General features: G+C 61.2%; 25 protein-coding genes. 18 read left to right on the forward strand and 7 right to left on the reverse strand.

Going from position 1 to position 23,188, the window contains the following annotated elements:
* Positions 1 to 36: 36 nt before the first annotated feature.
* Together JRN21_01745 and JRN21_01750 are read left to right on the forward strand one after the other, a co-directional pair.
* Entirely contained in the window at positions 37 to 471 is a 435-nt protein-coding gene (locus JRN21_01745) for a hypothetical protein (protein ID MDG6988028.1), read from the forward strand.
* Between the two features lie 37 nt (positions 472 to 508).
* Positions 509 to 919, forward strand: a complete 411-nt coding sequence (locus JRN21_01750) for a hypothetical protein (GenBank protein ID MDG6988029.1) — start codon at positions 509 to 511, stop codon at positions 917 to 919.
* Positions 920 to 929: 10 nt separating this feature from the next.
* Here the strand turns inward: JRN21_01750 and JRN21_01755 are convergent, their stop codons facing one another.
* Entirely contained in the window at positions 930 to 1,313 is a 384-nt protein-coding gene (locus JRN21_01755) for a helix-turn-helix transcriptional regulator (protein MDG6988030.1), read from the reverse strand.
* Positions 1,314 to 1,372: 59 nt separating this feature from the next.
* On the opposite strand from JRN21_01755, the gene JRN21_01760 reads away from it, so the two are divergent.
* Genes JRN21_01760 through JRN21_01780 form a run of 5 tightly spaced genes read left to right on the forward strand, consistent with a single transcriptional unit; the run spans position 1,373 to position 5,609 of the window.
* On the forward strand, positions 1,373 to 1,747 hold the full coding sequence (locus JRN21_01760; protein ID MDG6988031.1) for a PPOX class F420-dependent oxidoreductase: 375 nt from the start codon (positions 1,373 to 1,375) through the stop codon (positions 1,745 to 1,747).
* A gap of 2 nt (positions 1,748 to 1,749) precedes the next feature.
* Entirely contained in the window at positions 1,750 to 2,709 is a 960-nt protein-coding gene (locus JRN21_01765) for a trypsin-like peptidase domain-containing protein (GenBank protein ID MDG6988032.1), read from the forward strand.
* Between the two features lie 12 nt (positions 2,710 to 2,721).
* Complete coding sequence (locus tag JRN21_01770) at positions 2,722 to 3,879, forward strand: cobalamin-independent methionine synthase II family protein (protein MDG6988033.1); 1,158 nt, start codon at positions 2,722 to 2,724, stop codon at positions 3,877 to 3,879.
* A gap of 10 nt (positions 3,880 to 3,889) precedes the next feature.
* The gene (locus JRN21_01775) at positions 3,890 to 4,825 is read left to right on the forward strand and encodes a hypothetical protein (GenBank protein ID MDG6988034.1); all 936 of its coding nucleotides are present in this window, start codon (positions 3,890 to 3,892) and stop codon (positions 4,823 to 4,825) included.
* A 40-nt stretch (positions 4,826 to 4,865) separates the two neighbouring features.
* A complete protein-coding gene (locus JRN21_01780; GenBank protein MDG6988035.1) occupies positions 4,866 to 5,609 on the forward strand; it encodes a nucleotidyltransferase family protein in 744 nt (247 codons plus the stop codon).
* A gap of 4 nt (positions 5,610 to 5,613) precedes the next feature.
* Here JRN21_01780 and JRN21_01785 read toward each other — a convergent pair whose 3' ends face one another.
* From JRN21_01785 to JRN21_01795, 3 genes are read right to left on the reverse strand one after another with little or no spacing between them, the layout of a single operon-like run.
* Positions 5,614 to 6,738, reverse strand: a complete 1,125-nt coding sequence (locus JRN21_01785) for an ABC transporter permease (protein MDG6988036.1) — start codon at positions 6,736 to 6,738, stop codon at positions 5,614 to 5,616.
* Entirely contained in the window at positions 6,739 to 7,656 is a 918-nt protein-coding gene (locus JRN21_01790; GenBank protein ID MDG6988037.1) for an ABC transporter ATP-binding protein, read from the reverse strand.
* A gap of 41 nt (positions 7,657 to 7,697) precedes the next feature.
* Positions 7,698 to 7,916 carry a hypothetical protein gene (locus JRN21_01795; GenBank protein ID MDG6988038.1) on the reverse strand — a complete coding sequence of 73 codons (219 nt, stop codon included), beginning with the start codon at positions 7,914 to 7,916 and terminating at the stop codon, positions 7,698 to 7,700.
* A 96-nt stretch (positions 7,917 to 8,012) separates the two neighbouring features.
* On the opposite strand from JRN21_01795, the gene rocF reads away from it, so the two are divergent.
* Entirely contained in the window at positions 8,013 to 8,918 is a 906-nt protein-coding gene (rocF, locus tag JRN21_01800; protein ID MDG6988039.1) for an arginase, read from the forward strand.
* 127 nt (positions 8,919 to 9,045) lie between these two features.
* The gene (locus JRN21_01805) at positions 9,046 to 10,425 is read left to right on the forward strand and encodes an MFS transporter (GenBank protein ID MDG6988040.1); all 1,380 of its coding nucleotides are present in this window, start codon (positions 9,046 to 9,048) and stop codon (positions 10,423 to 10,425) included.
* Positions 10,426 to 10,470: 45 nt separating this feature from the next.
* Here JRN21_01805 and JRN21_01810 read toward each other — a convergent pair whose 3' ends face one another.
* A complete protein-coding gene (locus JRN21_01810; protein MDG6988041.1) occupies positions 10,471 to 10,857 on the reverse strand; it encodes a PPOX class F420-dependent oxidoreductase in 387 nt (128 codons plus the stop codon).
* Positions 10,858 to 11,046: 189 nt separating this feature from the next.
* Here JRN21_01810 and JRN21_01815 point away from each other — a divergent pair, with 189 nt between their 5' ends.
* From JRN21_01815 to JRN21_01825, 3 genes are read left to right on the forward strand one after another with little or no spacing between them, the layout of a single operon-like run.
* Positions 11,047 to 11,529 (forward strand): DsrE/DsrF/DrsH-like family protein, encoded by a 483-nt coding sequence (locus JRN21_01815; GenBank protein MDG6988042.1) that lies wholly within the window; start codon positions 11,047 to 11,049, stop codon positions 11,527 to 11,529.
* Between the two features lie 10 nt (positions 11,530 to 11,539).
* Positions 11,540 to 11,788: a sulfurtransferase TusA family protein gene (locus tag JRN21_01820; protein MDG6988043.1), complete on the forward strand. Its 249-nt coding sequence runs from the start codon at positions 11,540 to 11,542 to the stop codon at positions 11,786 to 11,788.
* On the forward strand, positions 11,789 to 13,024 hold the full coding sequence (locus JRN21_01825; protein MDG6988044.1) for an FAD-dependent oxidoreductase: 1,236 nt from the start codon (positions 11,789 to 11,791) through the stop codon (positions 13,022 to 13,024).
* 151 nt (positions 13,025 to 13,175) lie between these two features.
* Here the strand turns inward: JRN21_01825 and JRN21_01830 are convergent, their stop codons facing one another.
* Together JRN21_01830 and JRN21_01835 are read right to left on the reverse strand one after the other, a co-directional pair.
* A complete protein-coding gene (locus JRN21_01830) occupies positions 13,176 to 13,550 on the reverse strand; it encodes a hypothetical protein (protein ID MDG6988045.1) in 375 nt (124 codons plus the stop codon).
* A gap of 47 nt (positions 13,551 to 13,597) precedes the next feature.
* Entirely contained in the window at positions 13,598 to 13,861 is a 264-nt protein-coding gene (locus tag JRN21_01835; GenBank protein ID MDG6988046.1) for a hypothetical protein, read from the reverse strand.
* A 118-nt stretch (positions 13,862 to 13,979) separates the two neighbouring features.
* On the opposite strand from JRN21_01835, the gene JRN21_01840 reads away from it, so the two are divergent.
* The 6 genes from JRN21_01840 (at position 13,980) to JRN21_01865 (ending at position 23,170) form a co-directional block, all read left to right on the forward strand.
* Positions 13,980 to 15,203, forward strand: coding sequence for a hypothetical protein (locus JRN21_01840; protein MDG6988047.1), 1,224 nt, complete (start codon positions 13,980 to 13,982; stop codon positions 15,201 to 15,203).
* Positions 15,203 to 16,210 carry a hypothetical protein gene (locus JRN21_01845; GenBank protein ID MDG6988048.1) on the forward strand — a complete coding sequence of 336 codons (1,008 nt, stop codon included), beginning with the start codon at positions 15,203 to 15,205 and terminating at the stop codon, positions 16,208 to 16,210. The genes JRN21_01840 and JRN21_01845 overlap by 1 nt, the downstream gene beginning before the upstream one ends.
* A complete protein-coding gene (locus JRN21_01850; protein ID MDG6988049.1) occupies positions 16,210 to 17,250 on the forward strand; it encodes a hypothetical protein in 1,041 nt (346 codons plus the stop codon). The genes JRN21_01845 and JRN21_01850 overlap by 1 nt, the downstream gene beginning before the upstream one ends.
* A gap of 953 nt (positions 17,251 to 18,203) precedes the next feature.
* Positions 18,204 to 19,328, forward strand: a complete 1,125-nt coding sequence (locus JRN21_01855; GenBank protein MDG6988050.1) for a hypothetical protein — start codon at positions 18,204 to 18,206, stop codon at positions 19,326 to 19,328.
* Between the two features lie 868 nt (positions 19,329 to 20,196).
* A complete protein-coding gene (locus JRN21_01860; GenBank protein ID MDG6988051.1) occupies positions 20,197 to 20,703 on the forward strand; it encodes a hypothetical protein in 507 nt (168 codons plus the stop codon).
* Between the two features lie 274 nt (positions 20,704 to 20,977).
* Positions 20,978 to 23,170 (forward strand): elongation factor EF-2, encoded by a 2,193-nt coding sequence (locus tag JRN21_01865; GenBank protein ID MDG6988052.1) that lies wholly within the window; start codon positions 20,978 to 20,980, stop codon positions 23,168 to 23,170.
* Positions 23,171 to 23,188: the final 18 nt, after the last annotated feature.

Raw genomic sequence — 23,188 nt, forward strand, 5'->3', positions numbered from 1 at the left:
TAGTCCTTATCTCATCTCGCCTCCCATTGTCAGACCTTGTCTCAGCCTTCCCGGGACAGGGTTGACTACGAGCTCCGGGGGAAGACCCTCACCGTCTACCTCTACATACTGAAGCACGGTAAGGCAATAGGGGTCCGGGAAGTCCAGAAGGCGCTAGGCTTCTCCAGCCCCTCGGTCGCGTTCCACCACCTCGACAAGCTCGTGGACCTGGGGGTGGTCGAGAAGGATGAGTACGACAGGTACGTCCTCGCCAAGAAGGTGGACGCGGGGATCCTCCATTCGTTCGTCAGCATAGGCGGGGTGACGCTCCCGAGGCTGGGGTTCTACGCTGCCTTCTTCACCACCATAGCGGCCGCCTACCTCCTCTTCGACAGAGGGTCGCTCGACCTGTACGCGCTCATCGGGACCATAGGCGGGGCGGGGGTCTTCTGGTACGAAGCCTGGAGGGTATGGAGGAGAAAGCCGTTCTGACTGCTAGAACTAACTACATGACGGGGAGGAGGGAGGTATGAGAGGGCCGCGGTTCAGTTCTGGGCTGGCGGCAGGCATGCTCGTGGCGCTGGCCGTGGTCGCGGCGTCGGCGGGGATGTCGTACCTAAGCGTAGGGTTCGTATCCGCGTCGCCTTCGCATCAGACTACCCCTTATTCGTCGATCACCGGCGCCGAGACGAAGACCACGACGGCGGCCCCCTATCCCGTCACGAGCAACCAGACCCTGTCCGCCGGAGGCACATCAGGTCAGACCTCTTCCTCGGCCTCCCCTCAGGGGTTGTCACTCGTTCCGTCTTCGAACCTACAGGTAGTTCCGAAGCAGCCTCCGCTCTCCAATGCATTCCTACTGGTCCCAATCCTGGTCGCGTTCCTGGTCGGGGCGGCGCTGTACAGGGTGTCCAGGGAGAGAACGGATCTATACGATTAAGGCGACCGTGTTACTTTGCGACCAGGAACTCGCGGCTGTTGGGTTCCTTCCCTTCCCAGCGCTTCGACCAGTTGGCGAGCTCGCAGAGGATCCTGTAGACCTCATGCCCTTTGACGGTGAGCGAGTATTCAATCCTCGGCTTCTCCTCGGCGTAAACCTTCCTCTGCACCACTCCGAACTTCTCGAGCTGTGACAGCCTCTCGGCGAGCGAGGTGGCGCTTATCCCGTCAATGTGCCTCTTCAGCACGTTGAACCTCGTCGGCTCAATCTGGCCCAGCATGTGGATCGTGGGCAAGGTCCAAGTCCGCGTGATCTCGTTCCAGGTCTTGTGGACGATGGCGCACGAGTTGAGCGTCTTCCGGTCAAGCTCCTCTGACTTGGTCAAGCTAACCATGAGCTAGTTAGTTCAGATAGACTACCAGTCTTAAAAACCTGTCTCGACCGGAGCCGAACATGTTCAGAGGTCAGCGCACGAGCGGGACGGCGGCATTTACTGAGGTCGAAGCCGCCTACCTGGCGGAGGGGTTCATCGGGAGGGTGGCGACGGCTTCCCTGTCCGGGCAGCCCCATGTGGTCCCGGTCGGCTACAGGTTCGACGGGGCGACGATAACCTTCGGCGGTTGGAACCTGAAGTCCACCCTGAAGTATAGGAACATGATGGCCAACGACAAGGTCGCGTTCGTCGTCGATGACGTGGTGTCGACCGACCCCTGGGAAGTGAGAGGGGTCGAGGTGAGGGGGAGGGCAGAGCCCGTGGCAGGAGAGGACGGTGTGAGCATGGTGAGGATAATCCCACTCAATATCAGGAGCTGGGGTCTGAGGGACTGAAGTTGGCGCTTTCAGGGTTCGAAGGGCAGGTCACAGGGGCGGTAGAGAAGGTCAGCGAAAGCATAGTCAGCGTCGCCAGCACGAGGCTTGAGCGGCGGTTCTTCGCCGTCGTCCCCCTCGAGGGGCAGGGGTCGGGGATAGTGCTCGACAGGAGGGGGCTCATCGTGACCAACAACCACGTCATAGCCGGCGCCAGCCAGGTCCACGTCAGCCTCAAGGACGGCAGGACGTTCACCGGGGAGGTGGTGGGGTCCGACGAGGCGACCGACGTCGCGGTGATACGCATGGATGCCACCGACCTCCCGGCCGCAGAGCTTGGAGACTCGGAGGCGGTCAGGGTCGGTCAGTTCGTCTTGGCAATCGGGAACGCCCTCGCCCTCCCCGGAGGGCCGACGGTCTCCATGGGGGTGCTCAGCGCCAAGGGGAGGCCGCTCCCAGGCACGGACTTCATCTTCGAAGGGCTGCTTCAGACCGACGCGGCGGTCAATCCAGGGAACAGCGGGGGCCCTCTGGCGGACCTTGACGGGCGCATCATCGGGATCACGACCATGATGATCCCCTACGCCCAGGGGATGGGGTTCGCGATACCCATCAACACCGTCAAGAAGATAGCCGACGAGATACTCGAGAACGGCAGGGTCAGCCGCCGCTGGATCGGAATATCTGGGATAGACGTCACCCCTCAGCTCGCGAGGCAGTACAGCCTGTCGACGGAGGCCGGTTTCTTAGTTGCCGAGGTGGTCCCGCGGAGCCCCGCCGACTTCGCAGGGGTCCGCAACGGAGACGTGATAATGGGAGCCGACGGGTCCGAGGTGAAGCACACCAAGGACCTGCTTGTAGCGATCTCGAAGGCCAAACAGGGAGGGACGGTAAGGCTCGACGTCAACCGCCAGGGGAGGCGGGGGGCCCTTGAGGTGAGCCCGACGGAATCCGCGCCCGTCCGACCCATATACGGACGTTAACCAACGGCTTTAATCTGGCTCCGCGCACCCCCTCTTGTGGCGTTCACAACCACTGTGGTCGGAAGCTTCCCCAGGCCCCGGGAGCTCATCGAGGCGACGAAGAGGCACGCGAAGGGCGAGCTGTCGGACATGGAATACGACGGGCTTCTGGACAAGGCGACCCGGTCCATAGTCGCGGGGGAGGAGCAGGCAGGTATCGACGTCATAACCGACGGGGAGCAGAGGCGGAGCAGCTTCGTCAGCTTTGTCGGCGATAAAATCCCCGGCTTCAAGGTCATGCACATAACACAGCTCAACCCTGACGCCATGGAGATACTCAAGCGCAACAAGGTCCAGCTTACTTACATGCGGGCCGTAGTGACGGAGGAGTTGGGCGACGCGGTCATCGCCCGAGACGAGTTCGACGCGGCCAAGAAGCACTCGAAGAAGCCGTTCAAAGTCACGCTCCCAGCGCCTTACCTGGTGATGTGGGAGAGCTGGCACAAGGAGCTCTCGAAGGGGGCCTATCCCAGAGCGGAAGACTTTGCCTACGCCTACGCGCGTCTCCTCAGAGCGGAGGTCCAAAGGCTGAAGGAGGCGGGGGTATCTTTCATCCAGATAGACGAGCCGATGCTCGGAGACCTCACGGAGGCGGGGGAAAAGCCCGACAGGTACAGGAAGGTGTTCGACGAGCTCTACGGCCAGAAGTACAGAGGGTTCAAGGAAGAACTGAAGCTTGCCGTGGACCTCCTCAACGAGGTCACCAAGGGGGTTGGCGGCGTGAGGGTAGGGGTCCACATGGACCGCTGGCCGAACAAAGACTCTCCCTATTTCGACCTCGGATACGAGCGGTTCCTCCCTGAGCTGCTCGAGACGAAGACCCAACAGTTCGTACTGGAGTACACGAGCCCAGGCACCGGAGACCCGGCAAAGCTGGTGAAGGAGTTCCCCGACGGCATGGAGATAGGCCTAGGTGTGGTAAGCGTCCAGGACTACGAGGTCGAGTCCCCGGAGACGATAGTCTCTCGTGCCAAGCGGGTGACCAGCTCAATAGATCCCGAACGGATCTGGCTCAACCCAGACTGTGGTTTCGCCCCCGGGATGTTCAGGGCCTTCCCGGTCGACGTCGCCTTCGCCAAGCTGAAGTCGATGTCGAAGGCGGCGGAAATACTTAGGAAAGAGTTCGCCTGAGAGGTCCATCTTGGGCCTGAAGGCGTCGCTGGCGAGCAGTCCTGTCATCTACGAGATAGTCCCTCCCCGGAGGGACCCGTCCAGGTTCAGCACAGAGATTGGCGGAGTGGAAGTGGTCCTCCTCGACAAGCGGATCACCGCCATCAACATCCCTGAGCTGATCAAGCGCCGGGAGGACCACGGGAGCGTCGTCTATTCCCCTGCGACAATCCCTCCCGAAGAGTACGCTATGATGATCAGGGACTACAAGGAGTCCGTCGTAAACCTCGTCGCCCCGCGTATGGAGGAGGAGGCGTTCTTGAAGAGAGCGAGGAAGATCATCCACGAGTACAAGGTCCCTAACCTCGTCGTCGTGGGGAAGGAGAGGACGACGGACAGGCTACCGGGACCTGACGTGGCGAGGGCGCTCGGGCTCCTCTCCCAGGAGAGGACGGATTCGGTAGCCCTAGGCGGGGTCTGCATATTTTCCCGGACCACCCCGCCCCTGGACGAACGGCGGGGGCCTTCCTCCCAGAGCGAGGCTAGGCGCGTCTGGCTGAAAGCCCAGGCCGGAGCGGATTTCGTCACCAGCCAGATCAACCTCGAAGCAGCCCCTGTCAGCCGCTTCCTCAGGGCCTACCAGGCCATCTGCGAGGAGACTGGGCAGAAGCCCGTGACGGTGTTCGTGAGTCTGACGACGGTCCCCACCCGGACCATATTGTCTCTCATCGAATCGCTCGACGTCGTCGTCCCGTCCCCTGTGAAGAGGAGGCTCCTGAGCGCCTCCGAAATGGGGAAGGAGTCGGTGAAAGTCTCACACGACGTCTTCGCCGAGGTGCTCTCGCAGGCGGAGAAAGACGGCATAACGGTCCCGCTGGGGCTCCAGGTCGAGCAGGTCGGCGTGAACAGCGGCGCCCTTACGCTGGACCTCCTCGACACTGTCTACCCCATGGCCCGAGGGCGCTGAGCCGAACGATTTTTTACCGCACGAAGTCCACGCGACGGCCATGGGCAAGGGGACCCAGGCGGCGATCCTTTGCGGGGGGAGGGGGGAGCGGCTGAAACCTCTGACCGACTACTTCCAGAAGGTGATGATCCCGATTGGGCCGAAGAAGCTCCCGCTCCTGGCATACATAATCGCCCTTGTGAAGCACCACGGGATAGAGGACATCGCCCTTCTCACAGGCTACCGTTCGGAAGACATCAGGCACTATTTCGGGGACGGGAAACAGCACGGGGTCAGGCTCTCCTATTCCAAAGATGAGAACGGGGTCAGCGGGAGCCTCAACGCGGTCGCCCACGCCCTCCGGAACGAGGCGATTGACAGCGACGAGCTCCTCATCTACTACGGAGACATCCTGACTGACCTGGACATTACCGCCCTCCTCGAGACCCACAGGAGGACTGGTGCCGACGTCACCCTTGTCTTGGACAAGGGGTACACTCTCCCCGTCGGAGTGGCGGAGCTGAACGGTGACATGGTTTCTTCCTTCAAGGAGAAGCCGCGGGTGGACCTCACAGTTACCACAGGGCCGATGGTCGTGGGTCCGAACGCCATGGAGCTCATGAAGTCGCTCGCGAGCAAGGAAAGGCCGGACCTCATGACCGACTTCGTCCCGGAGATGCTGAAGAGGGGAGGTAAGGTGGCCGCTTTCTACAACCAGAAGGAGTGGTTAGACGTGGGGACTCTCACGAACTTCGAGAAACTGAACCAGAAACTGGCGAGGCATCCCCTCAACCACCTCGTCTGAGCAGCTAGTCTTCACGCCAGCGGAAGAACTTCACGGCTAGGGCGAAGACGGCGGCAGATATGACGAGAAGGAGCCCCGCGTCGAAGTACGCAGGGCCGAAGTTCTTGTAGATCATCACGTCGTTCAGCCCCTCTATCATGTAGTAGAGCGGGAGGACGTGGGCGACTGTCTGAAGGTACTTGGGCATCGACGTGACCGGGAAGAACGTCCCCGAGAGGAACATCATCGGAAATGTCACGAGGTTCCCCACCACAGAGGCCGCCTCGGGGCTGTTGGAGACGGTCCCCACGAGCATCCCGAGGGATACGAAGAAGAAGGGCCCCAGCACGAGGAACATCCCGATCCCCCAGTTCAGGGTTATGTGGGCCCCGAACGCGTATACGCCGACCAGGGTCATGAGGAAGAATGAGACGACCGTGGTCCCGATGTACCAGATTATCTTGGCCAGGAGCCATTCGGTCTTTGTCAGAGGCGTGAGCGAGAGGAGCTTGAACACCTTGTCCCTCCGATAGGTGGAACTGATGTTCACGAGGGCGAACATAGGGCTCGTGAGGGCCGCGAAGCCTATGAGACCAGGGACCAGGAAGTCGATGTACTTGTAGTTCGAGGAGACGGCTGTCTTGGACGTTATCCCCACCGAGTGCACCCCGGTAGCGCCGTGGACGTTGAAACCGTTCACGACCACCGCGACGATGCCGGAAACCACGGCGCTGGTCGTAGAAGTCGGGTTGCCGTAGACGGTCACGTTGACCTTGTCCCCCGCCTGATAGGCGGCGCTGAAGTTTGCTGGGATGACTATGCCGTCCGACGCGGAATTCGACGTAAGGAACTGCGTGAAGTTCTGGTCAGAAGGGACCGGGCGCAGGCAGAGCCCCGAGGTGCTGTTGGAGCTGCAGTAGTTGGAGGTGCTGTTCAACGCCGACACGAACGACGAGCCGATGGGGCCCACGTCCATGTTCTGCACGTACACCTTCGACTGGCTGATCCCGCCGGACGAGAAGATCGCGCCGAAGAGCAGGATCAGGATGATGGGGAACACGAGGGTGAAAAAGAACCCCTCTTTGCTCCTGAGGTTCGACCTCCCGTACACCTTCAGGTCTGCCGTCATCCTGCGTATGCTGAATCCCATCTACTCCCCCCCTTTGCCCGTCCCGCCTTCCCCCACGAGCTTGAGGAATACGTCCTCGAGGCTGTCCCTCTTCACCGTGAGGTCTCCCCACTCGGCCCCTGATTCCTCTATGGCGCCCAGGGCGACCAGAGCGTCTTTCTTGTCCCTGAGCATGATCGTCACAGTCTCCCCGTCCCTCCCCACGTCCAGCTTCGTGTTCTCCTGCAAGTAGGCGAATAGTCCCTGGCTCCCTTTGACCACCATCCTCTGCCCTGTGCCGAACCTCGATTCTATCTCCGCTGTCGTCCCGATGGCCACGATCCTGCCGTGGTTCATTATCGCCACCCGGTCGGCCAGCTCTTCCGCCTCCTCCAGGTAGTGGGTGGTGAGCATGACCGTCCTCCCCTCGCCCTTCAGCCTCCTGACGACCTCCCATACGGCCCTCCTCGCCTGAGGGTCAAGCCCCGTCGTCGGCTCGTCCAGAAAGACCACTTCGGGGTCGTTGACCAGCGACAGCGCCATCCCCAGTTTCTGCTTCTGCCCCCCCGACAGGTTCTGGAACCAGACGTTCTCCGCGTCGTCAAGGATCACCCTCTTGAGGAGCTCGTCCGGGTCCACTTTCCTCCCGAAGAGGGCCCCGTAGTATACGATTGCCTCCCGCGGCGTCGGATAGTCGAGGAACTTGAACCCCTGGGGGGTCACCCCTATCTTCTTGTGGAGTTCATACCCCGACTTCCACGGGTCCATCCCCAGGACCTGCGCGGTGCCCTCGTCCCTGTCCCTGAGCCCTTCAAGGATCTCGATCGTGGTCGTCTTCCCGGCCCCGTTCGGCCCCAGCAGTGAAAACACTTCCCCCTCGCCCACCGAGAAAGAGATGCCGTCTACGGCCTGCAGTCCCCCGTATCTCTTCTTCAGTCCGTCGACCTCTATGGCGGGCAATTGAGGGCCCGCACTGGCATTCGCTATTTACGGTGTTTCTTTCAAGTGTTGACGGGCCGCTCCCATCCCCACGGGCCCCTCGCCCACCATCTGCCGAAGAGGACCATGGCGATCCCTCCTAAGATCAGTATTATCCCTACTATCACGGCGAGGAGCTGGAGGATCACCACGATGATGCTCACTACGAAGCTGGCCAGAAGTATGATAATCGCCGCCCCGATGAGTACCATCAGGGCTCCGAGCAGCTGTGACCTGTGCACTGCCTCTTCCGCCGCGGCGCGATATTTAGCCTCTCGAGCCCTTCTCGAACCCCTGACGCGAGTCCGTTAATATCATGGGCGTAGCCGTCCCTGCCGATGAAGATAGGGGTGGTCGGCGCCCCCGTCGACCTCGGCCAGCAGCGGAGGGGGGTCGACATGGGCCCCAGCGCGATGAGGATCGCCCGGCTCGAGGAGCGGCTCGAGTCGCTCGGCCACAGCGTCAAAGACTTCGGCAACATCTCTGCCGCTGATATGGCGACCGCGAAGGTCGGGGACAGGAGCGCAAGGTACCTGAACGATGTGGTCAGGCAATGCGGGCTCATCGCCCGCAGGGTTGCCGACTGCGCATCCCAGGGCCTCTTCCCTCTCGTCCTCGGAGGAGACCAGAGCGTCTCGATAGGGACACTGGCAGGACTCTCGTCTGGCGGGACCAGCAGGGGGATAGTCTGGCTCGACGCCCATGGCGACTTCAACACGCCGAAGACGACCCCCAGCGGCAACATACACGGCATGGCGCTGGCGGCCATCCTTGGCTACGGCCTGCCGGAACTCGTCCGCCTCGGGGGACGCTCCCCCAAGGCGTCGGAAAGGAACACCGTTCTGGTGGGGGTGAGGGACCTGGACCCGGACGAGGGGAAGGCTGTGGCGCGTTCCAAGATGACCATCTTTACGATGAAGGAGATAGACCAGCTCGGGATGCAGACAGTCATGAAGCGGGCCATAGGCATAGCCGGAGACGGGGTCGACCAGGTCCACGTGAGCTTTGATGTCGACGTAGTCGACCCCAGGGAAGCGCCCGGGACCGGCACCCCTGTCAGGGGCGGCCTCACCTATCGCGAAGCGCACCTTGCCATGGAGACGCTGTCCGACTCGCGCAGGGTGACGTCAGCCGAGTTCGTCGAGGTGAATCCGATCCTAGACACGGCCAACCACACGGCCGAGCTGGCGGTGGAGATGATGCTGTCCCTCTTCGGGAAGAGGATCATCTCGCGGCAAGCCTGAAGCCTCAGGGTTCTTTATAACCCGGACCCGGCGTGCGGCCCGAAAGTTGCAGACCCCGGGAGCAGACGCGCGTCCGCCGGAAGTCCCCACGGGGACGACCTCACATCAGCTGAGGGCCTTGCTCGCGATGGTAGGGGTGGCCCTCCTCCTCAACTATGTGGAGACGATGATCATTCCGGGGATCCTCACCATCCAGACCTATTTCTCCACCACCGAAGGGACGGTCGCGTGGATCACCTCGGCCTTCCTCATAGTGGGGTCCGCCGTGTCCCCGTTGTTCGGAAAATGGGGGGACAGCTACGGCAAGAAGCGGATGTTCCTGATCGCGCTCGTGTTCTACACCGCTGGGGTGGGGGTCGCTGGGTTCTCTCCCTCGATTTACTTCCTCATCGCCGCAAGAGCGGTGCAGGGGATAGGCTTCGCCATAGTCCCCCTGGCCCTTGCGATAATCGCCGAGACCTTCCCGAAGGAGAGGATCGCAACTGCCCAGGGGATTGTGAGCGCCACCTTCGCCATAGGGGCAGCGGCCGGCCTAATCGTCGGCTCGTACATAATCCAGGACTTCGGTTGGCAGTGGGCCTTCCACTCGGCGTTCATCCTGAGCGTAATCCTCTACGTTGTGGTCGCGCGCTTCCTTCCTAGGGGGCACCCTGGGACTGGGAGGAAGGTGGACTACGAAACGGTGGTCCTCCTCATGGCCGGTGTGTCGCTTGTGCTCCTCTACCTGACCGACGCGCCATACAGCGGCTGGTACTCTCCCTACGGCCTCGGCGCCCTCGTGGCTGGCGTGGGATTGACCGTAGGGTTCTTCTTTGCTGAGAGCAGGAAGTCCAACCCGCTCATCCAGCTCAGCCTCCTCCGGATCAGGAACGTGCTGGTGGCCAATGGCATAGGGATAATCTCCGGGATCGGGCTGTTCATGCTCTTCTTCGCTGTCACCTTCTACGCTGAAGACCCAGTCCCCCTCGGCCTGGGCCTTACCCCGATAGACGCAGGGCTCGCCATAGGCCCTGCCGCGATCCTCATGCTCGTCGCCGGCCCGTTGGTGGGGAGGATGGTGACGAGCTACGGCCCCAAGCCGGCTATGGTGGTCGGCGGAGCGATAGCCATCGCGGGCTTCGCGCTCTTCGTCCTGAACAGGGGGACCAGAATCGACATCGCCGTCGACGCAGCCGTCTCCATGGTAGGCGCCGTGGCCGTCATCATCCCCATAGTCAACATGATCAGCGTCTCACTCCCCGGGGAGGCTGTAGCCACGGGCCTCGGGCTCAACACCATGCTCCGCAACATCGGCGGTGCCCTCGGCCCCGTGGTAGCGACCACAATCCTGAGCACATACGCGACGACCCTGATGGTCCCGCACGGCGGGCACCTGATCCCAGTCGCATTCCCCAACTCCACCGGCTTCGACTACGTCTTCTATCTGGGGATAGCGGCGATGGCCATGGCGGTCGTCATCTCCCTTGCGACGAAGAACTACACCTTCAGGAAGGGCCAGCCTGACTGACCGTCCTTCCCTCGCTGCGCCGGGGCTGGCGAAACGGACGGCCTGCTAGTGGGTGACCCGCTCCGGGCGGATCCTGATGACCACCCTCGGGTCGTCTGCCTGGTGGTAGGCGTACTTCTTTCCTTGATACTTCATAGACAGCCGGTCGATCTGGGCCTCGGCGCCGTCTTTGGTGATCTCGACCACCTTCCCCCGTATCATGACCTTCCGGTACGGGTTCTGCATGTCGAAGACCGCCAGGGCGACTCGCGGGTCGCGCCTGATGTTCCTCGTTCTCTGTCTTGACTCCGTGGCGCTGATGAGAACCTGATCCTCATCCCTCTCGACCCAGACGGGGGCTACCTGAGGTGACCCGTCAGGCATCACAGTCGCGACGCAGCCGAAGTTCCTCCCGTCCAGCAGCGCCTTCGCCTGGTCCGTCAGTTTTACCAAGGCTACTGACGTGCTCCTTCCCGTATGATAAGGTTGCTTCCGTCCGGATAGCTCCAGTTGAGCAAAGCCAGCCTATCCGGTGGACGTAGTCCCACGCTGTGATTCCCACAGATGAGAAACGGCTTCTCCATTTATCACGGTATCAGATGCTCCGAACACCGGTGACATGGATTGGCGCAGACGACACAGATGAGGACGGAAGAGAAGGGTGAACAGGCTTCCAAGCTCCTCATCATTCTCTCGAAAGGAACCATGGACATGGTCTACCCCGCCCTGATGATTGCCACGGCGGGGGCGACTATGGGGAGGGAGGTGCACATGTTCTTCACCTTCTGGGGACTGGACGCAGTGAACAAGAAGAAGGTCGGCACCATGAAAGTTGCCCCCGTGGGCAACCCCGGGATGCCGGTGCCTAACGTCCTTGGGATGATTCCGGGGATGACGGCTATGGCCACGAGGATGATGAATGGGAAGATGGCCAAGGCGAAGATCCCTTCCATCCCAGAGATGTTCAGGACGGCCAAGGACCTAGGGATCAAACTCCACGCGTGCTCGACCACCATGGAAGTCATGGGGACGCCGAAGGAGGCCCTCATCGAAGAGATTGACGATGTGGTGGGGGCGGCCACCATGCTGTCACTGGGCGAGGGGGGCCAGATTATATTCATCTAGGTGAGCATCAATGTCCCAGATAGAACAACACAAAGTGATTGACTCGCGGGGGAGCTTCTGCCCTGGGCCGATTACTGACCTCTTCAAGGCCTACAGGAACTCACAGGTCGGGGACGTCATTGAGCTCTGGGCAACCGACCCGGCCGCGAAGGCCGATGTCGCAGCCTGGGCTCAGAGGAGCGGGAACGAGCTTCTAGACACAGTCGACGAACAGGGCTATGTCCGCATCCTCGTAAAGATCTCGAAGAAGAGGGGGTAGATCGTGATGGCGCGTATTGTGATAATAGGTTCTGGAGACGGCGGGACCTTCACCGCGAACCTGCTGGCCTCAGAACTCAAGGATGAGATCACGCGCGGCGCCGTCTCCGTCCAGCTTGTCGGGGAACACCTCCTCCACCCCTTCCAGCCGGCAAACCTGGACATCGCCTTCAAGGGGGCCGCGCCAAGGAAGTTCGTGCGGGAAGAGACCAAGCTCCTGAGGAAAGGCGTCGAATTCATCCAAGACTCCGCAGAAAGGATCGACTTCAGCAGTAGGTCGGTCGTCACCAAGAGTGGGAGCGTCCTCCCCTACGACCAGCTCGTAATCGCCACCGGCGCGGTTGCCGACCCCTCCAAGATCCCTGGGCTCGCCGAAGGCGCCTTGAACTTCCATACTGGACCAGAGGACTCCCAGCGGACCTGGGACGCGCTCCGGGCCTTCACCAAGGGCACCGTGGTGGTTGCGATAGCGGGGGCCCCCCACAAGTGCCCCCCTTCCCCCAACGAGGCTGCGTTCATGCTCGACCACTACTTCCGAACGCGAAAGATCAGGAGCCGCGTGAAAATCTTGTTCCTCACTCCCTACCCCAGACCCTACCCAGCTGAGAAGGTCTCGCAGGTGGTGGCCCGCCTCTTCGAGTCCAGGGGGATAGAAGTCACCACCTTCTTCAACGTCGAGTCGGTAGACCCTGTAGCGCACAAGATCTATTCACTCGAAGGGGAGTCGGTCCACTATGATCTCCTCGTAGCTATACCCCCGCATCATGGTGCCCAGGTCATCCTTAGGTCAGGCATAGGAGACAGCGATGGTTTCGTCCCCACCGACAAGGGGACCATGAGGGTGAAAGGTCAGGAAGGCGTCTACGCGATAGGGGATGCTACAGACATCCCAGTGTCGAAATCGGGGGTCGTGGCGCACCTGCAGTCGGTGGTGGTGGCGCACAACATCGTCGGCTCCATCCGCGGGACTCACGACGAACTCGAGTACAACGGTAGGATCAACTGTCCTATGGAAGTGGGGGCGCACAAGGCCATCTTCGTCTCGGCCACCTATGCCTCTCCTCCCGAGGACCAGGCCCCTTCGAGGATAAAGTACATCGAGAAGCGCACCTTCGGCATGATATACTGGAGGGCGCTCGGTGGTGGAATGGAGAGGGTCTTTGACATCTTCTTCGGCCAGACGCGCTTTCCGGCCCGTCGCGAAGAGGAAGTCCAGGCTGCTACGGCGTCGACCTGAAACCTGTGAGCGAACTGGTAGGGCGACAGGCATCTAGCAAGTTCACCTGCCCAACACCTGTCAATCCCGAGGCAGTTCGGTTACCTTCTCGCCGGCCGCCTATCCCTAGGCCGCTAGACTTCCAGTGCGGCTGCGGAGGAGATGCCTGGGGCTATATCTTGGGGTCCAGACCATACCTCTTCCTCGTCTCCGACTGCAACTCTCTGACGTCCTTGATCCGCCTCGACATTCTCCTCTGGAAGAGAATATCTCTCAGGCCCACGTAGCACCAGAGCAGAGACACCACGAGGCTCACAACCCCTGCCGCCACAAGGCCGGGGCTGACTAGGTCTACGGTCTGGGTCGTGACCCCCAGCATGTACGGCAGGACGACAAGCTGGACGAAGTAGCTCAGGGCGAAGTATGCGCCGGCAACGGTGGCGATTATGGCGAGAGTCCTGATTCTTCTCCCTCCACTCTCAAGGTGCTGTATGAACTCCTCTTGCAGTTCTATGATCGAGACCCCGGCGTCGCCGTCTTCAGACATGTCTTCTCTGCTCCCCCTTTTGCATATAACCGATGCTCACAAGTTGTTCATCGTTTCTCATAGAAGAGCAATTTCAGGGCCGAGTCCAGGTGGGACAGAGCCTCCATCCCTCTGGTGGTGATAGAATACGCTTCATGTCCGTCGAACGGTTCGGCTCTGACCAGCCCACCTGCGGCGAGCAGCCCCATGTAATCCGAAAGCCTGTCGTAGGGGATGTTCGCGACCCGTGCCAGCCTGGAGGGGATCTGCGGGCCTGAAGCCAGGGCCCGGAGGAGCTCCCAGCATATCACGGTCGTGTCCCTGTTCTTCAACGGCCCACTCGAGAGAAGAGGGGCGATATGAACGAATTGTGCTCACGAATCGAGAGCACAACTTGAGAGCACAAGTTGTGCGTCAGTGACTTAAGCCAAAGGCACGCTCTTGGGGCCAATGAACGAGATCTCCGGTTGGCTAGGCTATTCACTGGACAGGTCGAGGGGAAGGGTCGGTGTGAGGGGGCTCGGCGACAGGGTCCTTCTCCTCGGAAGGCAGGCCGGCAGCCTCGCGTCACTCTACTCATATTCAGCAGCGGAAGCTGGGATGAAGGTGGCCGTCCTCGACGTCGACGGCTCGGTCTCCCCTGATGTCCGTGGGTACTATGACACTTACGACTACAGCTCGATGCTTTACGAGGCGTTCCGCCTGGAGGGGGACGACGCCGTACACGGACAGCTCGTGGCGGGCGCCTACGCGGCCGCCCTCGACCTCACCTCAGAGGAGGAGGCGATCCTTTCGGCAGCCCTGCAGAAGCTCTCGGCGCAGAACGACCTGGCCACGCCCGCTTCGCTCTACGACGCCCTCGGAGGGGTGGAGGGATTCAGGGGGTTCTACGTAGACAAGCTGAGGGGGAGGATCGGGGCGCTGAAGCTCCTCGACGCCACCAGGGCGGAGCCCTTCGACAGGCTGACTTCGGAAGGCGCCCTGGTCGACTTCTCTTCCGCTCCCTATCCGCAGGCGGCCGAGCTTGCGGCCTGCTTGTTCGTCGCGAAGGCCCTCTACACGGCCACTTCTTCGGCCGCCCGCCCTGACGCGCTCCTCGTCACGGGGGTTCACCGGCTCTTCAGGAACCTGACCCGGTTCCAGCACTCGGGGAAGCTGATGTCGCATCTCCTCGAGTTCCCCGCTTCCCTGGTCCTGGCCACGCCAATACCCGCTCTCATGAACGACCGCCTCCTCGAATCCATGCCTGTCCGGGTCTATTCAAGCGAGGCGTGGAACGCGAAGAGGACCTTGAGGCAGGCGGCTGCCCTGGCGTGCTCCTTCATGGTCTGTGACGACAGGTCGGGAGTGTCATCGGGGTTCTTCCCCCGCTTTGTCAGGCCAAAGCGCCCCGCCGGGGCCCCGGCCAGACCAGGGACTCCTGCCATGGTGAACTCAGAGCTGACGAGGACCATACTCGAGGAGGTCGTGAAGTTCGACACGGCCAGCAGGCAGTCGGTAGTGACGTACCTCTCTGCCACGTTCCTCGCGTCAGACGTGGAGGGAGAGCTCGACCGGCTCCACTCGGGAGGGTTCCTGGTCCTGGAACCCAAGGAAAACGGGTCCGGTCCGAAGATATTGGCCTACACAGTGACCGAAGCCGGAAGGCGCCTCCTCAGGGGGACGGCGGAGTGATGGAGCACATCAAGACCGGATGCGCAGCCGTCGACGGGCTCACGGACGGGGGGCTGGCGACCGGGACCATCACCCAGATCTTCGGCGAGAAGGCCCTCGGAAAGAGCATAATCTCCTTCCAGGCCGCGTGCTCCGTCGCCGCCTCAGGAGGGAGCGCGGTGATACTCGACACCGAGCAGTCCTACTCCAGCTATCTCATCCCCTACTGGAAGGACAGGATGTCCAAGAGGTTCGGGAAGGAGTTCAACGTGGCAGAAGTCAAGCTCGAGAGGGCTCCAAAGGCCTCGCCGAAGAGAAAGCCTGTCACGCGCGGAGAGCTCATCAACGCCGTCGACGGCGCGCTGAGCCGTCTGGGGGTGTCGTACACGGACGCCCACCTCAGCGCAGTGGCTGACATCTTCTCTCCCGATTTCAAGGTAGAGCTCCCCCAGAAGGGGCCATCGGTGCTTGTCTTTCAGACCCCCGAGGTGGTCGACCTCCTGAACCTCCACGGCATCGACGCGGCCAAGGAGGTGTCCAGCGGCGGTAGGGTCGAGCTGAAGATGAGGCAGACACCGACATACCAGTCGGCCCTCCACCACATAGTCAGGGAGACCGGCGCCAGGCTCGTGATCTACGACTCCATTTCAGCCCCTTTCAAGTCTTCTTTCCCCAGCACCCAGGACCTCCCCGCCAGGAGCGCGGGCCTCGCCATGCTGCTTGCACACGCGCAGCGTCTCTGCATCGAGTTCGGCATAGCGGTCTTGGTGACCAGCCACGTCTCCATCGATCCCATCAACCCATGGGACAGGACCCCCTACGGTGGGGTCATTCTCGGCCACGATGCGAAGTTCTCCCTTGAGCTCACGAAGTCGAGGGCGTCGCGGAACAAGGACGGTAACCCCGTTGCCCTTAACTCCGACGAGAAGGACCTGTGCACCAAGGCGTTCTGGGCGGCGAGGCACCCGGCCCTGGAGGAGTACTCGAGGTTCGCCTACGCCCGCCAGGATGACGAGGGGTTCCACTGATGGGATGGGGGCTGAGGATGCTCGCGGCCTTCGTCGGGCTCGTCGCCCTCGGGCTCGGGGCCTGGCCTGTCACCCTGCTGGCGGCGCTCTACCTCGTTTACTCCCTAAGGAGGCCAAGGACCAAAGCAGTGTTCGTCCAGGGACGAGGGGCCCTCCTGAAACCAGCGCGCCCCTTGGGGAGATACGCCGCCGCGGCACTCCTGTTCCTGCTCTCGCTGCTCGCCGCGGAAGACGGCGGAACCTATTCACCAGTGGTGTTCTTCGCGGCAGGGACGATGGTCGCCTTCTGGCCACTGGTGAGCCGGGCGGGGTTAGCCAGCGGGGTCGTTCCTGTCAGTGACTCAGTACTGCTACGGAGCAGACTCTTCCCGTTCTCATGGCACGCTCTGGCCGAGGTGAAGCTCGAATCTCAAGACCAGACGAGGGGGATCGTTTCGATGAGCGGGAGGGTCTTTCTCTTGGCGGGAAAGGCGCCCGCACTGTTCTTGATAATCAGCGTCCGCGCCACGAGCGCCAGGCAGGCGGAGGTCAGTGTCATCCGCAGGCTGAGGAGGGAGACAACGATGCTTTCCCAAAGGGGTGCCCATCTGCTGCCTGCTGACAGCTCTGACGCGGCAGAAAAGCTCTCCCTCGGCTTGGGACGACTGAACGTCGGGACCGAGGACTTCGACGCGGTTTCCTCCCTGCCTTTCGAAGCGATTGTGTTTCAGGTGCACGAGGGCCGGGTGGTCTCGCACAGGGCCTTCAACATCGCCGAGCAGGGCGGTTCTGCTTCAATCCCTGTCCCAGACCTGAAGTACTCTCGTCAGCCGCTCTTCGCCGAAGTGGTCCAAGGGATCGGCGAAAGGCACGGTTGGCCCGGACCCGACGAGTTCTCGCCGTTCCTTGCCTCACTGGATGCGTCTCGCACCGAGCCTCTGGCGGACAGGCTCCAGGTGAAGGAAGAGGCGGCAGGGAAGGTTGCTGTGGAAACTCCAGGCGGAGCTGAGGTGCGCATTGCGAGGTCTCAGCTGAGAGCCCTGGCGGGAATCTATAGGTGACGGCGAGACCCGGATGAAGCTCGCATGCGGGAGGGATACGAGCTACCGAAAAATCTGATACAGGGGCCCTAAGGAAACCGCACAGAGAGCGATGGAGTCAGCCTCCGGTGCATCTCGAGGGTCTGGCAAGGTCGATGCCTTGGGATGAGCATAGGGAACCCGCAGTTCTCCCAGGCTTGAGTCGGGAGCGCCCCGAACGGCGACGCCCCCGCTGGGCTCACTCCGTCGCTCGCTTGCTCGGTCGGGAGGCATCGGTTGCTGGAGGCTCGCCAGGGAGGGCGACAGAAGCGGGCTCAGATTCGAAGACAGGAAAGCACACAAGGGACACTCCCTCTGTGGATGGAAGTACTGGTCTGTCCTAACACGCAGAATGTCAGTCGGCCAGTCAAGTGACCGGCCCCTTCGGTGACACCTGTTCGACGCCTCGAGCAGCGACTCGACAGTATAAGCACGGAGTTGAGCTGAGTCCGCCGCCGAAGCGGGCCTCTAGGTAAACCGTGCTGCGCAGCAGGACGCAGAATCATACGGAAGCCCAAGCTTGAATCCACGGCCCGGAGGGAACGAAGACCGAGCATGACACTGGCACCGGGGGAGCTGCGGGATTCAAGGGTCTGGAGGCACAGGTGGTCGACGCTCTTGGTCTCCCTGCTTGTACTGGCCTGTAGCGCCATCGTGGGCTATTCAGTCTCCTTACCTGCTTTGCTCTACATTCCCTTGGCCCTCGTGGACATAACATCGACCTTCTTTCTCCTGCGCCTGACGCAACTTTATCACGCCCCGAAGAGCTGGAAGGGCGAAGCCCCGAGCTAAACGGAATTCTGGTTGGGGCATCCTGCTGCTCCAGCGTTAAATGTCATCCCGCCCGAAACAAGCGGGTGACTCGAGATCGTCTGGAACGCTTTGTTCCCTGTTCTCAAGTGTAGAACTAGATAGTGCAAGAAGTACCCCAGCGCGTGAAGCGCCTGGCGGCCTCCTCGGTTTTGGTTTTCCTGATCGTCTCGATGGCGGTAGTCGGGCTTACAGGCGCCTCTGCCGTCTTGGGTCCGAGAATCCCTCCCTTTCTCACACAGGAAAGTATTCAGGGGCCGAACGGCACATCAGACTACAATTCTACGACGGGACTTAATCTTACCCTGTCCCTCTCAGGTCGCATCTTGGACGTCGGAGACTACCTCACGATCAACGCTACTGTGTTCAACACCAGGTATTCCCAAGCCAATCTTCCAGGCTCCGAACAGAGCCGGAGCTTTGTCTTTGGACCCGCCCCGTGCAGCCAGCTGCCACTGGGGGTCGGGATTGCAAGAGGGAACTGGAGCGCGTCCGAGATCTCCGGAACAAGCCCGCTGCAGCTCTACTACCCGGGCATCTACAACTGCCCTCCGATGTCCTTCATCGACTATTTCACCATCCCTCCGAGAAGTGACCTGGTCACGCCGTACAGTTCCCAGGCATCAGGGGAAGTATCTCTAGGGGCGGAGAACGGGGTCCTTACGCTTGAGGCTTGGGGATACTGGACTGAGCCCCGTCAGGCCAACGGCACGCTGACTTCTTATCCAGGGCAGTTCAGTTCGTTCGAACCAGGCGTTTACACGGCTATCGCCGACGACCCATGGGGGCAGGTGGCTCTGCTGAGCTTCGTAGTGCAGGATGCGAGTAGTCTCCATTCCTGCACTTCCATGGGAAGCAACCCTTCGTTCGCTTCTCACCCAATCCAACCGGTCCAAGGAAGCCCGCTTGCGCTTTCGGCGTACTACACCAGTCTTCACGACAATGACAGTGTCTTTCTTGCTCTGGACAACGTAGACGACTCTTCGGTAACTATCGTCAACCTAGGGGGTGCCGGCGGAGAGTACTTCCAGTTCCAGGGAAATATGGCCCCAGGGGAGACTACGATCGGAAGTTGGTATGGAATCGTTTCAGGTGCCGTCTCCTTCCCTGCAGTCATTCCAGCCCATGGGTGCTTTCTCCTGCATCTAGAGCCTCCGGGGCCCGCCATCAGCTACCTTGGAGTTACAATGCAGTTTAGCAGCGGAGGGAACGAGACGATCTTGAAAGGCGGCCTCCCTCTCCAAGGCTGACAGCTCACGAGACACGGCTGAATACCGAACGGCAAGGGAAGGGCCCACCAGAGAACGAGAAAGCGCTCTGCAGTCAGACCGGAGGATGGCCGAAGGCATGAAGAAGCAGGTCGCCGATTCAACCGCGCATATGGGGGTGGAAAGCAACTCGTCTCCCTTCCTAACTTCCTCTCCTCCAGCCACAAATGAGGCGCGGTCAGCACCGCGCCAGCGGCGACTGTCACCCCGAGCAGGGAACCTCCCGGCCTGAGGCCGGAAGCGTAGGAGCAGACCGCCCCTCGGGGCCGACTGTCGACAGTAGGGCAGAGAGGAGGACTGTCGTAAAGGCAGTCCGCCTCTCCAGCGGTGCCAGCCACGTCACCTCAGAGGTGGGTGAATGCCACGAGCGCAGAACGAGGTCGACCATGCTGTCGCCCCTGAAGGTGAGTAGAGCGAGGCTCCCTGACAGGATACCGGTGCGTGTCGAACCCGCCACTTCAGCCATCGTCTAGAGGAACCAGAGGCTTTCGATGGAAATCTGCTCTGCTTGGCCCTCCCTTCCTCACACTCTACACGGCTTGTCGGGTAACAACAGCCGGCGCAGTTCGCGCACAGGTCAGGAGCAGCACCCCTGCACGATGCCTCGGCACGGTCGCATGACTGGCAGGAGGGTGCCATCGCTGGCAACGGAGAAACCAACCTATGAACGAGCGGTGCACGTTTAGAAGATCGGCACGGGAGCGCCCCCAAGTCGGTAGCTCTCCAGGAAAACTCAGATACACCCCTAGCGGACGACATGTAACCTCCAGACTCGACCACTTCACCTGAGGTACTGCTCGGCGTCGTTGTTGCCCTTTCAGTACTGCACATGCTCGCCCCTGACCACTGGGTGCCAATCACGGTGGTCTCGCACCGAAGGAATTACACCAGGCCTAGGACATATCTCCTCGCGTCAGGGATAGGGCTAGGCCACGGCGCCTCCTCGGCTGTACTCTCTCTGGCCATCGCAGAGATAGGCGCATTCTTCTTTTTGGCGTACCGTGTGAACCTCTTCGCGGTCTTTCTTCTTCTTGTGATAGCTCTGTACATCGCTGTCAATGCAGCGAAGGAGGCGCGGGCTGGGGCGAAGGCCGAGAGCGTCTCTGTCCTTGTAAGCGTGATACCCGATCCGGCCCTCGTGCCATTCATCTTGGTAGCGCAGGGTTTCGGGGCGGTTTACACCGGCGTCATGTCGGGCGCATTTGCCGTGGCTGCGGTCGCGTCGGTCACCCTGGTGGTGTTCCTGGCGACAAAGGGACTGTCTAGTGCCCTGTCGAGAGTCAAGCCCCAGCATGTTGACTACCTCGTCGCTCTGGCCCTGGTTCTCGTCGCCGTGTTCATGTACTTTTCCGGCTAGTTGTCAGAGCGGCCGTTGGGTTTGTAATGCTCCCCATCGGCTGGCATCGGCGGTGTATCCTGTCCCTGCCGTATACCCCCCTGTTACATCTTGGATCACACGAGGAGGTTCCTTTTTCTTGAGCAGATGCCTTCAAGCGTGACTCTCGTTGATGAAGGCCGCGTTCGCCAAAGGCGGAGCCGCTTCATGACCGCCCAGAAGACGAGACAGAACCCGGTCGACTCGAGGAAACATTCATAACCGCTTCAAGAAGGGAACGTCAGAAAGACAGTATATGCCAAAGTTCAAGACTACTGCAGAGGCTCTCAAGATAGTCCACAACAAGGACCAGATACGGAACCTGGGGATCATCGCGCACGTGGACCATGGGAAAACCACTACCTCTGACAGCCTCTTGGCGGCGACCGGCATGTTGTCGCCTTCGGTGGCAGGCCAAGCGCTGGCTCTGGACTACATGGAGCTGGAGCAGCAGCGGCAGATGACGATCAAGGCAGCCAACGTCACGCTCTACTACGAGAAGGAAGGCAAACCATACGTCATCAACCTCATAGACACGCCGGGTCACATCGACTTTACAGGGAAGGTAACGCGCTCGCTTCGGGCCGTCGACGGCGCGATAGTCGTCGTAGACGCAGTCGAGGGGATAATGACCCAGACCGAGACAGTCACCCGCCAGGCCCTGGAGGAGAGGGTTCGTCCGGTAGTCTACATCAACAAGATAGACCGTCTCATCAAGGAGCTCCGCCTCACCCCCGAGAAGATGCAGGAGTGGCTCTTCGGCATTGTGAAAGACTTCAACCGCCTGGTGGAGACCTACGCCGAGCCCGAGTACAAACAGAAGTGGAAGGTCTCTGTCCAAGACGCCCAGGTTGCATTCGGCTCTTCGAAGGACAAGTGGGGGTTCAACTTCGACATGGCGAAGGCCGCGGGGATGTCCTTCAAGGACATCATCAACGCTTACCAGAGTTCAACCCCGGAGCAGCTCGGCCAGAAGCTCCCGCTGCATGAAGCGCTCCTCGGCATGGTGGTCAGGCACCACCCGCCCCCCCACGTAGCCCAGGCGTATCGCATCCCCAAGATATGGCCCCAGGGAGACCTCAACAGCGACGTGGGAAAGGCCCTGCTGGCCTGCGACGAGAACGGCCCTACAGTCATGATGGTGACCAACGTGGTGGTGGACCCGGCGGCCGGGCTGGTCGCCACAGGGCGCCTGTTCTCGGGGAGCGTGACTAACGGCGACCCCATCTATCTGCTAAATTCGAAGCGTGAGGGGAAGATCCAGTCAGTGCAGATATTCATGGGGTTCCAGAGAGAGATAGTCGACTCTCTCCCCGCCGGGAACATACCAGCCCTGCTGGGGCTGGACATCAGATCAGGGGAGACCATCTCGAACAGGAAGGACGTCGCCACATTCGAATCCATACACTACGTGAGCGAGCCTGTCGTGACCGTGGCTGTGGAGGCGAAGCACCCAAGGGACCTCCCCAAGCTCGTAGAGGTCATGCGGAGGCTCAACATCGAGGACCCCAACCTCGTGATCACTATCAACCAGGAGTCCGGGGAGACCTTGATGGCCGGAATGGGGGTCCTCCACCTGGAGATAGCCACCACCCAGATCCAGCAGGCTGGCCTGGAGATCATCACCTCGCCTCCGATCATCAACTACAGGGAGACCATACGCGCCCGGGCCGGCCCGATCATGTCCCGGTCCCCCAACAGGCACAACAAGATCTTCATCGAAGTGGAGCCACTCGAGCCTGATGTCATCGAGCTCATCCGCAACGGGACCGTCGGGGAGAACGTGGAGAAGAAGGCGGTCATCAAGACGCTCAGGGACCACGGCTGGGACCCCGACCAGGCTCGCAACTTCCAGGCGGTCGACGAGAGGGGGAACATCCTCACCGAGGTCACCAAAGGGGTCCAGTTCCTCCAGGAGTCCATGGACTCAATCCGGGCGGGCTTCGACGACATCATGAAGAACGGGCCGCTTGCTTACGAGTTCACGCGCGGGGTGAAGGTGGCGCTCACCAACTTCGTCCCCCATGAGGACCCCGCCCACAGGACCTACGCCCAGTTGATGCCCGCTTCAAGGAGGGCCATACTCGGTGCGATGCTGTCGGCCAACCCCACCCTCCTCGAGCCCATCCTGGGGATAGAGGTGAAGGGGCCGTCAGAGCTCATAGGCGCGGTGACGGGGGTCATCAGCGCGAAGAGGGGGAAGCTGGTTAGGATAGACCAGAAGGAGGTCATGACTGTGGTGGAGGGAGAGATACCGGCGGCCGAGACCTTCGACCTCAGCGAGAAGATGAGGGGGGCCACTGCCGGGAAGGCCGTCTGGAATACCCACTTCAAGACCTGGCAGGCGGTCCCTCAGAACATGCTTTGGGGACTGGTCACGGAGATAAGGAAGCGCAAGGGTCTGCCGCCCGACCCACCGAAGGCAGAAGAGTTCATCGACAAGGAGTAGCTCCGTGGCTCAGGCTTT

The sequence above is a fragment of the Nitrososphaerota archaeon genome (assembly GCA_029785825.1).
Lineage (GTDB): Archaea > Thermoproteota > Nitrososphaeria > Nitrososphaerales > Gagatemarchaeaceae > UBA183.

Coding starts and splice junctions, on each gene's coding strand:
- JRN21_01845 (MDG6988048.1), top strand. CDS start 15,203: ATGGAGCACATCAAGACCGGATGCGCAGCCGTCGACGGGCTCACGGAC.
- JRN21_01780 (MDG6988035.1), top strand. CDS start 4,866: ATGGGCAAGGGGACCCAGGCGGCGATCCTTTGCGGGGGGAGGGGGGAG.
- JRN21_01755 (MDG6988030.1), bottom strand. CDS start 1,313: ATGGTTAGCTTGACCAAGTCAGAGGAGCTTGACCGGAAGACGCTCAAC.
- JRN21_01865 (MDG6988052.1), top strand. CDS start 20,978: ATGCCAAAGTTCAAGACTACTGCAGAGGCTCTCAAGATAGTCCACAAC.
- JRN21_01850 (MDG6988049.1), top strand. CDS start 16,210: ATGGGATGGGGGCTGAGGATGCTCGCGGCCTTCGTCGGGCTCGTCGCC.
- JRN21_01750 (MDG6988029.1), top strand. CDS start 509: ATGAGAGGGCCGCGGTTCAGTTCTGGGCTGGCGGCAGGCATGCTCGTG.
- JRN21_01840 (MDG6988047.1), top strand. CDS start 13,980: ATGAACGAGATCTCCGGTTGGCTAGGCTATTCACTGGACAGGTCGAGG.
- JRN21_01815 (MDG6988042.1), top strand. CDS start 11,047: ATGAGGACGGAAGAGAAGGGTGAACAGGCTTCCAAGCTCCTCATCATT.
- JRN21_01805 (MDG6988040.1), top strand. CDS start 9,046: ATGGTAGGGGTGGCCCTCCTCCTCAACTATGTGGAGACGATGATCATT.
- rocF (MDG6988039.1), top strand. CDS start 8,013: ATGAAGATAGGGGTGGTCGGCGCCCCCGTCGACCTCGGCCAGCAGCGG.
- JRN21_01830 (MDG6988045.1), bottom strand. CDS start 13,550: ATGTCTGAAGACGGCGACGCCGGGGTCTCGATCATAGAACTGCAAGAG.
- JRN21_01785 (MDG6988036.1), bottom strand. CDS start 6,738: ATGGGATTCAGCATACGCAGGATGACGGCAGACCTGAAGGTGTACGGG.
- JRN21_01760 (MDG6988031.1), top strand. CDS start 1,373: ATGTTCAGAGGTCAGCGCACGAGCGGGACGGCGGCATTTACTGAGGTC.
- JRN21_01820 (MDG6988043.1), top strand. CDS start 11,540: ATGTCCCAGATAGAACAACACAAAGTGATTGACTCGCGGGGGAGCTTC.